The following is a 16,127-nucleotide window of genomic DNA, read 5'->3' on the forward strand; positions in this document are numbered from 1 at the left end:
CCCTTGCGGGCAGCGCCGTGTTTTTCTAGCTTAGTCGCTTACTTCAGGGAGGCCTTTGCCACGGTCAGCGTAGCACCGGCTACCGAGTTACCGACTGCGTTGACCGCAATCACCCGGAACAGGGCGGCGTTGCTGGCTGCGAGCGGGCTGATGGTACCGCGCGCCACACCGGTAATAGTGATGCTTTGCGATCCCGTCAAGCCGCCTACTGGAACCGTCACGGTGGTGACCGAGTTAGGTGCAGTAGGTGTCAATGACAGGCCAGCTGTAGCCGTTGCGTACTCGATCAGGTAAGCCGTTACGGGCTGGCCATTGACCGGGTTGGCCACGGGTGTCCAGTTGATCGTCACGCTGTCTGTCGTCGTACTTGTAAGTACTGTGGTCGACAGGGTAGGAGCTACCGGTGTGGCAGGCACGATGTTGGCCACCGTGGTGTTACTACCAGCCGACAGACCCACCAGATTAACCGCCTTGACATTGAAGAGATACGTAGTAGCGGCAGCAGTCGTGGCTGTATAGCTCGTTGCGTTGGTCGCCAGGGGGGTTGACGTTAGCAGCGTGGTACCGGCAGTGCCGCCGTACACGTTGTATCCCGTGATGGCTGGTGCATTGACCGCAACGGTGGCAGGCACCCAAGTCAGCGTGGTCGAAGTCGGGCTCACAAAGGTGGCAGCAGGTGCTGCTACCGCCGTGGGCACGGTGTTCGATACCGTCGCTGTCGTGGAGGCTGCAGAGCTGCCAATCAGATTGACTGCCTTGACGGAGAACACATAGGAGACACCGGCCACCGTGGTAACAGAGGCGGTGGTGGCTGCAGCAGTCAGCGCAGTTGGCGTGGTGGTCATCTTCGCGGCAGCGGTGCCGTTGGCTGAGCCCCAGACCTCAAAGCCGGTGACGGCTGGTACCTGGGCATTGGCTACCTCAGTCCAGTTCACCGTCGTCTTGGTCGCAGAAGTCACTGCTGTGCTGGTCAGCGTGGGAACGTTTTGTGTCACCAACTGTGCCGTGGTCGTCGCGGTCGCTGCCGAGGCTCCTGCGGCGTTGAGGGCCAACACCGTGTAGCCATGAACGCCCGGTACCGTGGTATCGGTATAGGTCAGCACCGTTTTAGCCAGGGCTGTCGTTGTTACCAAAACACCATCACGGTAGACCTGGAAGCCGGTGACGGCTGGGCCTGCATTGGCGACGAATGTCCAGTTCAGCTTGACCGTTGGCTTGGCGGCTGTTCCAGCCAACACACTAGCGGCCATCACAGGTGCGTTTTGCACGATGTAATTGACCGTCTGCGTGGTTGACGGGACAGACAGGATCTGTCCACCACCCACTGTCTGCGTTGCCACGATGCGGTACTGGTACACATTCCCGGCTACCACGCTGGCATCCGCAAAGGTGACAACAGTTCGGCTGGCGGTGGTGCCCACTGTGAACCAAGTCACACCGGCGTCGGCCGAGCGTTGCACGGCGTAACCGGTAGCAGGCAAGGCGCTGGCAACCCAGGTCAGTGCCACGGAACCAGCAGACACCACGGGCACAGCCGTAAACAGCGGTGCCGGTGCGGCAACCGCATTAGCCACAGATACCGAGGAAGGTACCGACTTGTTGACGGGGCCATTGGCCGCAATCACTTGGTAGGTGTAGGCCGTAGCAGCAACCACCGTGCTATCAACATAGGTCGGTGTCGTCAGTGTGCTGGTGAGCACAGTGAACACACTGGTCCCTGGGATGGTGCAGTAGCCGTTGAGCGCAGTTTGCAGGCAACGGGTCACGGTATAGGCCGTAGCCGGAGTTGCTGCATTCCAGTTCAGGGTCACTGCTGTCTGGGCGCCGTTGGACACGGCGCTCAAACCGGCAATGCTGCCTGCTGCTGCATACGGCGTCGTCACACTGGCCGTGGTGGCTGCGGTGCCGACCTTAGGACCATTCACCCATGCGATGGTGTAGGTGTAGGCCGTGTTGGCCGCCACCGTGGCGTCGACAAAGCTGGTAGCCACACCAACCGGCACGTTCAACACCGTAGTCACCGCACCCAAGGTCCTGGCGATCTGGTAGGCAGTAACCGAGCTGTTGGCCGGTGCTGCAGCCCAGTTCACCGTCACTTGCGTGGCGCTGTTGGCGGCAGCAGTGGCACCAGTCAGTGCCGGAGCGGCGGTAAAGCCGGCCGTCACGGTGGCACTGGAGCCTCGTGTACCGACGACCGTGCCGTTCACGGCCACCACCGTGTAGGTGTAGACCGTGCCCGAAAGTGCCGTCGCGTCCACATAAGTGGTCAGCGGCGGGGCAATCGTGCCCGCCAGCGGGTTCATGTTTTGCATGTTCACGAACAGCGCCGTGCCGCCCGTGCCACCGGTACGGGTGATGTTGTAAGCCGTCACGTAGGTGAGGTCAGCCGGAGCGGTCCAGCTCAGGTTGACATTACCCGCACCGCTCGAACCGGCCATACCGCTCACTGTGGGAGGCGTCGCCCAGCTCGTGTTGACAGCCGTGGAGGTAACGGGGGATGAAGTCGTCACGCCGTTGGTGGTGCTGATGCCGGTGATCTTGTAGGTCATCGTCGAGTTTTGCGGCACCGACGGGTCGGTGAAGGTGCGCAGGCTGGCGTTGACCGTGTTAAAGACCACATCGGCTGTGGCGGCACCCAGGGCATCGATACCGCCGGAGCGCACGATGGCAAAACCGGTCTTGGGCGCAGTGGCCGATGTCCAAGTCAGCGTTACCGGGAAACCGCCCACGGTTTGCGTCACATTGGTCTGCGGGTAGCTCTGCGCATTGGCATTCCAGGCACCAACAGTGGACGAAAAGCTATTAATGACTCCGGGCGCACCTGCACTGGCGGATGCGATCGAATAGCCGGCCGGATTGAAGGCAACCACGCGGTAGGTGGTGGCACCCGTCGGTGGCAGGGTATCAACCCAGGACGTCGCATTGGCGGCAGCCACATTGCGCATGGCACCGGACGGATTGCCGGAAGCCTGTGCCGCGCTTTGCGGAATGACCGAGGGCAATGCGGGGTAACCGTTGATGCCGGTTTCCGAGCGCTGCACGATGAAGCCCAACTCGTTCTTCTTGTTGCCCCAGGTGGTGGACAGACCGGCCGGTGTCGGATCAGTCCAGGACACGGTTTGCGAGCTGGCGTCGAAGCCGACGCTGGTCACTGCATCCGGTGTCACCGCACCGAAGTGGAACACGATGGGGCGCATGAAGTCATTTTCTTCATGGCCGAGGATGTGGCAATGCCAGACATATTCCCAGTCGAAGTTGTACATATCGTTCTTGACCGTGGCGGCCAGACCCGTGGTCGGGTCCACTTGGGTAAAGCCTCCCTGCGCACCCAGAGGCTGGGTGGGATCGAGTGCGCGAACACTTTGCGGCACGCCAAAAGGCGCAGCCGGCGACTTGGGCCGCACGGCCAGATAGACGTCTTCCAGCGGGTTCATCTTGACGGTTTCTTTCCAGCCGAATTCAGCCGGATCAAGCGCCACCACGGTGCCATCCCAACCCACGCGGTTGATGACCTGCACGTTGAACAGGTGGAAGTGCACAGGGTGCGTGTCCACGCCGTTGTGGGTGATCTTCCAGAACTGGGTTTCACCATCGCTGATGGCTTCCAGCGGTGGGTCGACATACGCCTGGGGAATCGTCGCCTGCGTCAACACCGAGGTGAAAGGCAACTCGGTACTGAACGTGGCGTTCATGCGACCGTAGTTCTGGTCGAACAATTCCTGAATGCCCTTGGCAGCCACGTGCACGGAAACCGTGTTGGTAGTCACAGGAACAGCGGAGGCACCGATGCCATCGCCGCCGGTCAAGGTGACAGTGGGTGCGCTGGTGTAGCCGCTGCCCGCGGTGTCGAGCACCACCGCCGTTACGCGCTTGCCAGCGGTATCCAGCACCGCATGCGCGGTAGCAATACGGTTACCGGGGATGCCAAGATCCACACCACCATTCAGAACCACCGTAGGAACAATGCTGTAGCCCGCACCGGCACTGTCCACACTAAAGCCGGTAATGGTTTGTGCACCGGGGTTGGTGAAAGTGAAGTTAGGCTGCTGTGTAGAACCGGTAAAGATCCGGCCCAGGTTGTCACCAAAGCTGGTGTTGTAGGCCGTGTTCTGCCAGGACTCGGGAACGACAGGTTTGTCTTGCGACGCAGCAAAGGCCGCGGGCAAAGCGGCAGCCAAGGGGCCGCCATCGCCATTCAAGTCAAACGCTGCGGCTGGGGCGACACCACCAGCTTGGGTGGCTGCCACCTGAATGCGCATGATGGTGCGCGTATTGGGGCCTTCGCCTGGAAGGGTAGCTGGCGCGCCGCCGCTGCCGCTCTGATCGAGATCGCCGGTGTAGTAATCAACGCGGGCGTCGAACCCTGGGTTAGGTGCAGGGCAATCGTTGTACACGATCAGGGTTTTGCCAGCGTATTGCGAGAAGTCGATCACGAAGTCAGCGCGCTCGGCCGGGCCGACGTACAGACCGTGGTCGAGCACATTCAGCACGGTCACGATACGGCGCAACTGCTGGTACGAAACCGGCGTCGACGGGATCACATTGGGCTGGGCCAGGAAGCCGCCTTCGGTACCGATATGAATGATGTTCGGGCCAATGGCCGCCGGGTCCGGAATGCCGCCTGGACGACCGTCATAGGTATTTACAGCATAAGCTGGAGTCCCCATGGTTGGCGACACGGCCGCAACCATCGGAACTTCGGTATTGGCAGCACCCACGGCCGTGGCGGTGACGCCACCAGCAGGAGCAGCACTCAAAGTCACTGTAGGGTTGCCGCTGAAGGGCGTGATCACACTGATGTTGGTCAGGCCAATCACAACACCCGTGGCGTCAATCACAGCAGTGGCTGTGGCAGCACCTGTGCCACCGACAGGCGGTGTGATGGTGACGGCTGGCGCAGTGAGATAGCCGGAGCCGCCGTCCTTAACCGCCAGGGTCAGGGGTTCGGCCACATACAGGCCCAAATTCAGAAAACGCTGACCGGAGCCGTTAAGCAAACGGAAGCGGTAGGCCTTGGGTTCCAGGGCCAGGTTGGGATACGCAATACCGTTGATCAGTGGGGTATCTGCATACGCCTCTTGCACGCCACTGGCATCGCCCAGCACACCGGTGGGCAGTGCCAGCGGCGCCGGGAACACAGGCCAGAACCAGGGACCATAGTCCCAGCGACCGGCGGGGTTGGTGCCGTCTTGCGAGTTGGGGTTCTGGTTGGCTTCATAGACGTGGGGGTACCACAGGTCACCGTATTTACCCCAGCCGTCGGTGCTCCACTTGGAATCCTGGATGGCAATATCTTTAGGCACAAAGGCCTTGTCTTCAAACACCAGCGGGATTTCGTCACTGGGCAGTGCACCACTGGCAATCAGCGCAGCTTCAGTGGTGTCATGCAGCATGAAAGCGGACACGATACCCGCATAAACGTTGATGCGGGTCGCACCCACGCTGTGGTCGTGGTACCACATCATGCGGGCGCTTTGGTTGTTGGGGTAGTAGTAGGTTTGTGAGCCTAGGCCTGGGTCGGCCATGTCGGGCACATTTTGCGTGGTCACGCCACGTTTGTACTGGTTGGTTTCGCCGGCTGGCGTGATCCAGGAATGGGGCTCACCATCACTGATCCAGGGTGTATCGCCACCGTGCATGTGAATCAGTGCACGGTTTTGCGTGTACATATCGGCGGCTGTAGGCGCGGCTGGATTAGCGGCTCCATTGGGGCCCAGGCCGGAGCCGGGCACGGTGATGTCTGTAGGAATAAAGCTGTCGCCACCACGGGTCTTGGTGACGGGATCGTAGTGACCGACAGGCAGGTAATTGTCGAACTTGATTCGCACCGCCACACCGGAGTCGCTGTTGATAATGGGGCCGAGGTAATGAGCGCCATCGCCGACGGCAAATACGGGCTGACCCTTGTTGTCCAGAATCGGGGCGCCACTCAGGTAGAACAGCTGGCTCTTGGCGGTGCTGGTGGGCAGATTGGGCGTCCAGATCTGCACATAGCCGCGCAGGGTTGAACCACCGGTGACGATGTTGCCAGTCTTCACGACAGCGGGCAGGTCACGATGCAATTGTTCACGGTATTCGACTACGGCGATTTCATAGTAATCAGCATCCGGATAGCTCACGGAATGTGCACCTGCGACGGTGCTGAATTCCTTGATTGCAGTGGGAATGTGACGCCCTGTGGGGCCAACGGGGTTGGCGGCCAGCAGGTTGGCGTTGGTCACATAACCATCCACCAGTGGCAGGCTGTCCACAAACTTGCGCAGGGCCTTCCCGGTGTCCCGCGTTGCGCCCGGCAAAGCATTAGGACTGTAGTCAAACTGCACTCCGCTAGGACTGTTGGCGTAGAAGGTAGGTTGTTTGAATGGCACGCCGGCCTTGTCGACGTTGTCGGCCCAACCGGCACCAGCAAAAGCCGCTGGCGCAAACGCAGCTCCGGCCAGCAACATACCCAAGATTAAACAGGCATTCGATACCGGACTGCGAACCAGATCCGAAGGTTTATTTTTACTGTGGTGCTTGCGCATGGGATTCCCCGAAGTTGAAGATGGAAGTTCACCGACGCGAAATCGCAGAAGGTATGTAACTATCAACTTTTCGGGAGATTTTTGAAATATCGCATACGCCATATTTTTCACTACCGCGTACACGGTAGTGAGGGTGAAAATCAGAGAAAAATCAAGCCTTCACGAATGGCGTATTGTGTGAGCCCAGCGATGTTGTGCTGATCCAACTTGCGCATGATGTTGCGGCGATGCACCTCAACGGTGCCAACAGCGATGAACAAGGTCTCAGCAATCACTCCGGAGGTTTCACCTTTGGCAATCATCTTCAGCACCTCAATTTCGCGTCGGCCGAGCTTGGCCAGCGTCCCGCTCTCAACCGGCGTTTTCACCAACATGGCGGCGCACTCCTGGCACAAATAGCGATCGCCAGCGGCCACCTTACGCACGCCCAGCAGCAATTCAAGACGCCCAGATGCCTTGTTAACGTAGCCTTGCGCACCGGCCTCCAGCATCTGCACCACGTAACGCCGGTCCAGGTAAGTGGTCAAAGCCAGCACTTTGACGCCTGGACACTCGCGCAAGATGCGCCGGGTGAGTTCAATGCCATCCATGCCCGGCATGGAGATATCGGTCACCACCAGATCAGGCTTGAGTTCGTGCACCCGCACCAGCGCTTGCGCGCCATCGCCGGCCTCCCCAACGACCTCAATATCAGGCTCGCGCGTCAACACTTCCCGAAGTGATTCACGCACGATGGTGTGGTCGTCGGCCAGTAGCAGTCTGATCATTTCTATGTTCTCAACAATTTATTTATTAAAGTGCGCCAATGGCACGCGCAGGGTGATGCGGGTGCCTTGACCTGGCTCGCTGTCAATGCGCATGGAGCCGCCAATGAAGGTGAGTCGTTCGCGAATGCTGAACAATCCATAGCTGTGTTTGGCCGAGGGTTTGAGCATTTGCACCACCTCAAAACCCACACCGTCGTCGATCACACCAATGATTAGCGTGTTACTTATCGACTCCAGCGTCAGGGTCACGCAGGCATCACTGACCTGGCTGTGTTTCCAGATGTTGATGAGTAACTCGCGCACAGTGCGAAACAAGGCACTGCTCACGGCTTCATCCAGTGGCAATATATCGTCCAGTTCAAGCGTGACCCTGAGACCATAGTTACGCATCATTTCTTCGGTCAACCACTCCAGTGCTCCGCTCAAACCCGATTGGTAAAGTGCTGGGGGGCTTAGTTGCGTAGAGAGCGAGCGCACCGATTTGCTCGAGTGGTCAATCATGGTTTCAATTTCATTCAATTGGCGCTGGCACACTTCCCGTTCTTCGTCGCAACCCGGCATCTGAACCGAGGAGAGTTTGAGCTTGGCCACCGCCAGGATTTGACCCAGATCGTCGTGCAGGTCTTCGGCGATGGTGCGTCGCTCGCGGGTCTCGGCTTTCAGCAATTCCATGCCCAAGGCGCGTAACTGATGGGTACGCTGGTCAACCCTGACTTCAAGGTCTTCCTGATAGGTAAAGAAGGCAGCCTCAATATTTTTTCGGTCCGTGATATTTGACTGTGTGATCACGGCACCTTGTCCATGCGGAACCAGAGGGCTGGCACGCAAACTGGACCAGCGAGGCTGCGTTGTCGAATGACAGGCATATTCCAGCATAAAGTGATCAAGACTCCCATCCAGGACAGCCTTGATGCCATCGCTTGCGTTCAATGCATCCTCTTCCAGAGAAAAGACGTCCCCAACCTTGCAGAACGATTCAAAACGCGCGCCAATGTTGGTATGTGGTGCGGGCTTGCCACGCTCACTGCCATTTTGCAGGGCTTGCCGTCGCCAGGCCTGATTGGAGGCGATGATGCGCCCATTTCGGTCCAGCACAACGATTTCATCCGTGATGGAATCCATGATGGCCAGGTTGAAAGCTTCGCTTTTTACCAGCGCTTCTTGTGCCCGTTTGCGCTCGGTAATGTCCTCTTTGGCAGCGATAAAACTGACAACCTCGCCCTTTTCATTTTTGAGTGAAGAGATGACCTGACTTTCCCAATATATCGTCCCATTTTTCTTTTTGTTTTGTAACGTACCTCGCCATACCTGCCCGGCCTTGATCGTTTCCCAAAGGTCCTGGTAGACATATTGCGGTGTGAGTCCAGACTTGAAGAGCGTGGTCCGCCTTCCAATCAGTTCTTCCGAGGTGTAACCCGATATTTCTACAAAACGGGTACTAACAAATTCAATGCGACCATTGGTATCGGTAATCACAGTCGCCACCGGGCTTTGGCCGACGGCACGAACCAGCTTTTGCATGTCGACTGTCAACTTGTTCGCTATCTCTTGTGCTCGCTTATGGGCATTGACCCACAACCAGGCAATCAACGCCATCAGCAGGCTTAATAAGAAACCATTGCGTAATAGCCGGTCGGCAGGAGCGGAGTCCAATCCAAGCTCGTAAGCCGGCAGACTGCGAACATTCACAGTCCAGGCATGGCCACTGATTTTGACGTGTTTGGTCATGTTGAACAGGGCCACGCGCGAGCGCAGTTCCCGGTTCATTGAATCGTTGCTGTAGAAGAGAACCTGGTTGGCGGGCACCACTTCACCATCAAAAATATCCAGCGCCAGACCGCTCTCGCGACTGGGCCCCAATCCTGCGATGAAATCAGCGACATGAAAAGAGAAAAACGCCCAACCCAGAATGTGGGTGCGTCGCCACTCTACGGAATCGTCACTGAGCAGGTTCGGCTGAAAAAGGGGCATGTACATGTCGAAAATTGCCCCTCGTGCTCGCTCGGCTTCTGGTAACAAGCCTGACAACTGGTTCGTCATAGCCGGTTTGTTTGATGCCAGTGAACTCAACATGGCATTCTGGCGCAACGACTCTGCGTAAGGGTCTACCCCGAGCAACTTGAGATTTCTGGGCGCATCCGGTGCAATATGAACGATGGCAGTGGTGAAACCGGTTTCACCTTGTTGTTTCGAAACTACGGCCATGCCCATGGCGGAGATGCCGGGATATTCGCTTTGAATGTCCAGTGCACGAACGTAGTCTGCAAATGCGCGGTTGTCAGTCAACTTCAACTGAGGGGGAAACAACCCGCTGACGCTGCGCAAGATTCGGTCGTAACGCTGCCCACGCTGTTCGATACTGTCAGCAATTTCCTGGGCATCATCCTCAAAGTGGGCGTGCAAATTCTGCTTGGCAGCCGCCAGCATCTCCAGGTGGATCACCCAAACCACGACCAGCACAATCACGAACACCAACCCTGGCAGCAGTCTGAACCCAGTCTGGCGCAGCACTGACCGTGAAAAATAAGTGTTTGTGTCAGTGATCAACGTCAACCCCCTTTTTGACCGGCTTGAAGCGAATCAAATTTTGATATTAAAAGTCTAATTTTGACATATTTTATTGTTTTTAAAATTTTCTCTTGTCAATTAAATGCCTTCGACTGAAATCTGCTTGACTTGATGTTGTGGGCTATAAAGGTGGGTGGGTTTACCTGTGCCTCTACGGCGGGGTACTCACTGCGCTGCGGGTAAAAACAAAAATACCGGCAATCACCAGCACCGTGCCCGCCGCCACCCAGGCGGTGAAGGGTTCCCCGAGAATCACCACGCCCATCAAAATGGTTGACATAGGGCCGACCATGCCGGCCTGCGAGGCCATGCTGGCCCCAATGCGCTCGATGGCCATCATCACCATTAGCACGGGCACCGCTGTGCAGAGCGTGGCATTGATGACCGAAAGTCCAATCACCTCAGGCGCCACCAGCGCGGCGCTCAAGGGGCGCAGCAGCACAAACTGGGCGATGCACAGTCCACAGGCCACCGTAGTGGCCAGCCCCACCAGCCGAATGGAGCCCAGACGCTGCACCAGTTCACCGCTGAACGTGAGGTACATGGCGTAGCTGATGGCACTCAAAAAAACCAGCAAGGCGCCGAGCACGGCATCGGCGCCCTGCAGATTGATCTCATGGCCAAACACCAGCATGACGCCGGCGTAACTGATCAGCATGCCCAGCGCCTGGTTGCGCTGGATATGGCGCTTGTAAAGCACCAACCCCAGCAATAACACCAGCGTTGGGTTGAGGTACAAAATGAGCCGCTCCAGCGAGGCACTGATGTAGGACAGGCCGGCAAAATCCAGAAAGCTGGCCAGGTAGTAGCCCGTCACGCCCAGGCCCACGATGCCAAACCAGTCATGGCGCGTGAGGGGCGGCTTGCCGCGACTGGACCACCACGCCATCACGGCAAAAATCGGCAGCGCAAACAGCATGCGGTACATGATGAGCGTGACCGCATCCACGCCGTGCCGGTACGCCAGCTTGACGATGATGGCTTTGCCACTGAAAGCGATGGCACCCAAGGTAGCGAGCGCCAGTCCAACCGCTATGCTTTCATGAGCTACTTGCGCAGGTAACACGGGGGCTAGAGGCCTATTTACCTTATTTTTTTGACGAGGGCGGCGATTGGAATTTATGGTCATGGCAAGCGCTTAGTCGTCGACAAACGCTTCTTCACGTTTTCTTTTAATGACGGGCAGCAGTACGAGCACCAGCAACAAAGCTGCCACGGCCAACAAACTGGCAGAGAGCCCCCGCGTGACGAAAATGCTCCAGTCGCCGCGCGAGAGCAGCAAGGCGCGGCGCAGGTTTTCTTCCATCATGGGGCCCAGAATGAACCCCAGCAACAACGGCGCCGGCTCCATGCCGAGCTTGATGAACACATAGCCAATGAAACCAAAAAGCCCCACCAGCCAGATATCAAACGTGTTGTTGTTGGTGGAGTAAACCCCCACCGCACAAAACAGCACGATGGCCGGAAACAACCAGCGGTAAGGCACGCTCAACAACTTGATCCAGATGCCAATCAAGGGCAGGTTCAAAACAATCAGCATCGCGTTGCCAATCCACATGGAGGCGATCAAGCCCCAGAACAACTCGGGGTTGCTGGTCATCACCTGCGGGCCGGGCTGGATGTTGTGGATCGTCATAGCGCCCACCATCAAGGCCATCACCGCATTGGGTGGAATGCCCAGTGTCAGCAGCGGAATGAATGCGGTTTGGGCGGCCGCGTTGTTGGCCGACTCGGGGGCCGCCACGCCGCGAATATTGCCCCGGCCAAAGGGAATTTCACCGGGTTTGAGCTTGGTTTTTTTCTCCAGCGTGTAGGCTGCATACGAGGCCATCACTGCGCCCCCGCCCGGCAGAATGCCCAGAATGGAACCCAGTGCCGTGCCGCGCAACACTGCGGGCACCATGTGTTTGAAGTCTTCCAGGGTCGGCATCAGGCCTTTGACATCGGCGGTAAATATCTGGCGGTCGTCCGCATGCTTGCCCAGGTTGGTGATGATCTCGCCATAGCCAAACACGCCCATCGCGATCACGATGAAACCGATGCCATCGGTCAGCTCCGGGATGCCAAAACTGAAACGGGCCACGCCCGAATTCACATCGGTGCCCACCAGCCCCAGCAGCAAGCCCAGCAAGATCATGCCGATCGCCTTGAGTAGCGAGCCTGAGGCCAGCACCACGGCCCCAATCAAGCCCAACACCATGAGCGAAAAATACTCAGCCGGCCCAAACTTGAAGGCCACCTCGGCCAGCGGCACGGCAAAAGCCGCCAGCACCAGCGTACCCACGCAACCGGCAAAAAAAGAACCCAATCCGGCGGCCGCCAGTGCCGGGCCCGCTCGGCCTTGCCGCGCCATCTGGTAGCCATCAATCACCGTGACGACAGACGATGATTCGCCAGGAATATTGACCAAAATAGCGGTGGTAGAGCCGCCGTACTGGGCTCCGTAATAAATACCGGCCAGCATGATCAGCGCCGATACCGGTGGCAGCGCATAAGTCGCCGGCAACAGCATGGCAATGGTGGCAAGCGGCCCTATGCCGGGCAGCACGCCAATCAGGGTGCCCAACAAACAGCCGACAAAGGCATACATCAGATTGATCGGCGTGAAGGCCACGCCAAAACCCAATGCCAGGTTTGAAAACAGATCCATGCGTCAGGTTTGTCCGGTGATAAAGGTCGGCCACACCGCAAACTGCAATTTGAGGAGCACGATGAAGGTCAGGTAGCTGATGACGGCCAGCACGGTCGCCAAAAGCAAGACTTCTTTCAACTTGAACTCTTCACTGCCCAAACTGGCGATCAGGGTCAGGGCGTAGATGGCGACAATCAGCCCCATGGCAGGAATCTTGACACTGGGCAAGCCGCCCAGCAGCAGGCCAAACACCAGATTGGCCAAAATGATGAAAAACAAAGGTTTCCAAGCCCAACCGCCCACCGTCTCGCCATCTTCGGTCTCCACCACCAGCGCCTTGAAGGTGATGGCCGTGCCCAACAACGCCAGCAACAGACCCAACACCAGGGGGAAAAAACCCGGCCCCATCTTGGCCGCGTCACCGATGTTGTAGTTGGTCGAACCCCAGGCGAAGGCAACGCCGACACTCATGAACATGAGGCCAGAGAAAAAGTCTTTCTGACTTTTGATATTCATGGCGGATCTCCTCGCAAAATTATTCGAGTCATTTTGCACGGGAAAACCGTGGTGTCGACCTGCGGCTTTCACCTAGCGTGTGGCTTTTTTGCGGATCGGGAAATCAACTCAAGGCGGTGTGCTGGAGAGCACTTCTTCCAGCACCGTCAACCCTTCGGCCACGCGCAAGGCGCCGGCCAGACGCAAGGGGCGCATGCCATCGGTAATGGCCTGGCGTTTGAGCGCATCGCTGTTGGGCTCGTGGTTGATCTTTTCCTTGAAGGCTTCGGTCACCACCAGCAACTCGTACAGGCCGGTTCGCCCCATGAAGCCGGTCATGCGGCAGTCCACACAACCCACCGGTTTGTAAGGCTTGTAGCCGCCACTGATCTGCCACGGCTTCACCACTTCGGCCAAGGCCTCACGCGTGGCCGCCGGGTCTGGCACCTTGCAATGTTTGCACAGGGTGCGCACCAATCGCTGCGCCAGCACACCGAGCAAGGTGGCGTTGATCAGGTAGGCCGGCACGCCCAACTCCATCAACCGCGTCACGGCCGACGGTGCGTCATTGGTGTGCAGGGTCGAGAACACCAGATGCCCGGTGAGCGCGGCCTGCACCGCCATTTCAGCCGTTTGCTGGTCACGGATTTCGCCCACCATGATGATGTCGGGGTCTTGCCGCATGAGGGCGCGCAGGCCTTCAGGAAAACCAAAATCCAGCTGCGGTTGCACCTGGGTCTGGTTAAACGAAGGCTCGATCATTTCGATCGGGTCTTCCACCGTGCTGACATTCACCTCTTCGGTCGCCACCCGTTTCAGGGTCGAGTACAGCGTGGTGGTCTTGCCCGAACCGGTGGGGCCGGTCACCAGAATAATGCCGTTGGGGCGCTTCACCAGCAACTCCCAGCGCTGCGCGTCGTGGGCCGAGAAGCCCAGCGCGTCCAGATCCTTGACGGTGGTGTCGGGGTCAAAAATCCGCATCACCATCTTCTCGCCAAACGCGGTGGGCAAGGTGGATATCCGCATTTCAACCTCGTCGCCACCGGGGTTGCGGGTCTTGATGCGGCCATCTTGCGGGCGGCGTTTTTCGACCACGTCCATGCGGCCCAGCAACTTGATGCGCGCCGTCATGGCGGTCAGCACGCCCATGGGCATCTGGTAGACCGGGTGCAGCACGCCGTCGATGCGAAAGCGGATCACGCCCTGCTCGCGCTTGGGCTCCAGGTGAATATCGCTGGCGCGCTGGTCAAACGCATACTGCCAGAGCCAGTCCACCACCTGCACCACGCTTTGGTCGTTGGCATCGAGTTGTTTGTTGGTCTTGCCCAGCTCCACCAGTTGCTCAAAACTGGCCCCGGTCGGGTTGCCGCCAGCCTTGTTGGCCGCCCGCACCGATTTGGCCAGCGCAAAAAACTCCACCGTGTAGCGGTGAATCTCTTGTGGGCTGGCCACCACGCGGCGCACACTGCGGCGCGACTGGCGCTCCACTTCGGCCACCCAATCGGTGATAAACGGCTCGGTGGTGGCGATGACGATTTCGCTCGGTGTCACCTGCACCGGCAAGATTTTGTGGCGCTCGGCATAGGCCGCGCTCATGGTGTCAGCCACCTTGCCCACATCGACCTTGAGCGGGTCAATGCGCAAATAACTCAGATTAGCGCGCTGCGCCACCCACTGCGTCAGCAACTCAATATCCATCGGCTTGCCATCAGAGGCTCGGCGCACCGACACACTGGCCAGGCGCACCAGTGGGTGCTGCACGCTCTCGGCCTGCGCACAACGCGCCGTGATGCGCTGCGCTTCATCGGCCGTGATCACGGCATCGCTGTGCAGCCACTCCACCAGGCGGCGCCAGTCCAACGGCCCGTTATGCGGTACGCGGGAAGTCGGTTTGGGGGTGGCAGCGTGGTTCATTTCAGCATCGGTTTGAAGACGCGCACCCACTTGGCGGCGGGCAAGCCCCAATTGGCCTGAATGGCGTCGGCGCGGGCTTCGAGCACCTCGCGCTTGGGCCGGTTCGGCGTGCACTGGGCCATCACCACCGTGTTGCCTTCGCGCGTGGGCTTGAAGGCCCAGACCGCATCGGCGCCAAAAGCGGCAGATATTTTTTCGACACTGCGGGTAAAGCTTGAGGCCCGGCCAAACAGGTTGACCGTCATGCAGCCCTCAGGCGTGAGCAGGCGCTTGCAATGGTTGTAAAACGGCAGACTGTCGAGCACCGGCGCGGCAGCTTCGTGATCGTACAAATCAACCTGCAACGCATCGATCGTGCCCCACCACTTGGGGTTTTGAATCTCCAGCGCCGCATCGGCCAGCACCACCTGCATGCGGGTGTTGTCGGCCGGCAGCTTGAACCAGCCGCGACACGCCACCAGCACCTGCGGGTTGAGCTCAATGGCGACGGTTTTCATGCGCAGCTCTTTGTGGCAGAACTTGGTGAGTGAACCCGCGCCCAAACCGAGTTGCATGGCCTGGCGTTTGGTGACGGAGTCGGGCTCCACAAACAGCAGCCAGGCCATCATGCGCTGGATGTATTCGTGAAACAGCACAACCGGATCGTCCATCACCATGGTGCCCTGAATCCATTCGGTACCCAGGTGGAGATGGCGAAGCGGGCCTTCGTCGGAGAAGTTGACTTCGGGGAGGTGGGGGGTTCGTTTTTTCAAGATGGAAGGATTATCGCCAAACGAAAAAACGAACCGCCTGCCTGTCAATAAGGTCTGAAGTTGGCGGTTTCTGACCGCACCGCGCGCGTCGCCAGCGGCATGCCCAGGCGGGGGGCGCTGGTGGCTCTAGTGGCACGGCGCTCCTTGGGTGCCGCGGCGCCGGTGTTGAAGAAGGCAATGGATTGCTGCAATTGCTCGGCCTGGCCCGAGAGCTCTTCGCTGGTGGCGGCGAGTTCTTCGGACGCCGAGGCGTTTTGCTGCGTCACCTTGTTGAGCTGCCCCATGGCGCCGCCAATGTGCAGCACCGATTGGCTTTGCTCGGCGCTGGCCGCTGCAATCTCCTGCACCAGTTCAGAAGTTTTCTGAATGCTGGGCACGATCTCATCGAGCAGCTTGCCAGCGCGCTCGGCGGTGGTGACGCTGTTGCTGGCGAGTTCGCCAATTTCCTTGGCCGCTTCCTGGCTGCGTTCGGCCA

8 protein-coding genes and 1 pseudogene are annotated in these 16,127 nt (G+C 58.7%); all 9 read right to left on the bottom strand.

Features of this window, described 5'->3' with window-relative positions; all coding sequences use genetic code 11:
- Positions 1–38: 38 nt before the first annotated feature.
- The gene (locus tag WCG50_RS05480) at positions 39–6,524 is read right to left on the bottom strand and encodes a hypothetical protein (RefSeq protein ID WP_336898567.1); all 6,486 of its coding nucleotides are present in this window, start codon (positions 6,522–6,524) and stop codon (positions 39–41) included.
- 140 nt (positions 6,525–6,664) lie between these two features.
- Positions 6,665–7,291: a response regulator transcription factor gene (locus WCG50_RS05485; RefSeq protein ID WP_336898568.1), complete on the bottom strand. Its 627-nt coding sequence runs from the start codon at positions 7,289–7,291 to the stop codon at positions 6,665–6,667.
- Positions 7,292–7,309: 18 nt separating this feature from the next.
- Positions 7,310–9,838, bottom strand: coding sequence for a PAS domain S-box protein (locus WCG50_RS05490; RefSeq protein ID WP_336898569.1), 2,529 nt, complete (start codon positions 9,836–9,838; stop codon positions 7,310–7,312).
- Between the two features lie 172 nt (positions 9,839–10,010).
- Entirely contained in the window at positions 10,011–10,988 is a 978-nt protein-coding gene (locus WCG50_RS05495) for a DMT family transporter (RefSeq protein ID WP_336898570.1), read from the bottom strand.
- 9 nt (positions 10,989–10,997) lie between these two features.
- Positions 10,998–12,509, bottom strand: a complete 1,512-nt coding sequence (locus tag WCG50_RS05500) for a tripartite tricarboxylate transporter permease (protein WP_336898571.1) — start codon at positions 12,507–12,509, stop codon at positions 10,998–11,000.
- A 3-nt stretch (positions 12,510–12,512) separates the two neighbouring features.
- Positions 12,513–13,007 carry a tripartite tricarboxylate transporter TctB family protein gene (locus WCG50_RS05505; RefSeq protein WP_336898572.1) on the bottom strand — a complete coding sequence of 165 codons (495 nt, stop codon included), beginning with the start codon at positions 13,005–13,007 and terminating at the stop codon, positions 12,513–12,515.
- A 108-nt stretch (positions 13,008–13,115) separates the two neighbouring features.
- Positions 13,116–14,900, bottom strand: a complete 1,785-nt coding sequence (locus WCG50_RS05510) for a GspE/PulE family protein (protein ID WP_336898573.1) — start codon at positions 14,898–14,900, stop codon at positions 13,116–13,118.
- Positions 14,897–15,655 carry a spermidine synthase gene (locus WCG50_RS05515; RefSeq protein ID WP_336898575.1) on the bottom strand — a complete coding sequence of 253 codons (759 nt, stop codon included), beginning with the start codon at positions 15,653–15,655 and terminating at the stop codon, positions 14,897–14,899. Before WCG50_RS05515 ends, WCG50_RS05510 begins: the two co-directional genes overlap by 4 nt.
- 41 nt (positions 15,656–15,696) lie before the next feature.
- Positions 15,697–16,127 (bottom strand): annotated as a pseudogene (locus tag WCG50_RS05520) (methyl-accepting chemotaxis protein); the annotation flags it as partial.

Source organism: Rhodoferax sp., assembly GCF_037143375.1.
GTDB lineage: Bacteria > Pseudomonadota > Gammaproteobacteria > Burkholderiales > Burkholderiaceae_C > Rhodoferax.

Coding starts and splice junctions, on each gene's coding strand:
- WCG50_RS05510 (WP_336898573.1), bottom strand. CDS start 14,900: ATGAACCACGCTGCCACCCCCAAACCGACTTCCCGCGTACCGCATAAC.
- WCG50_RS05505 (WP_336898572.1), bottom strand. CDS start 13,007: ATGAATATCAAAAGTCAGAAAGACTTTTTCTCTGGCCTCATGTTCATG.
- WCG50_RS05500 (WP_336898571.1), bottom strand. CDS start 12,509: ATGGATCTGTTTTCAAACCTGGCATTGGGTTTTGGCGTGGCCTTCACG.
- WCG50_RS05480 (WP_336898567.1), bottom strand. CDS start 6,524: ATGCGCAAGCACCACAGTAAAAATAAACCTTCGGATCTGGTTCGCAGT.
- WCG50_RS05495 (WP_336898570.1), bottom strand. CDS start 10,988: ATGACCATAAATTCCAATCGCCGCCCTCGTCAAAAAAATAAGGTAAAT.
- WCG50_RS05485 (WP_336898568.1), bottom strand. CDS start 7,291: ATGATCAGACTGCTACTGGCCGACGACCACACCATCGTGCGTGAATCA.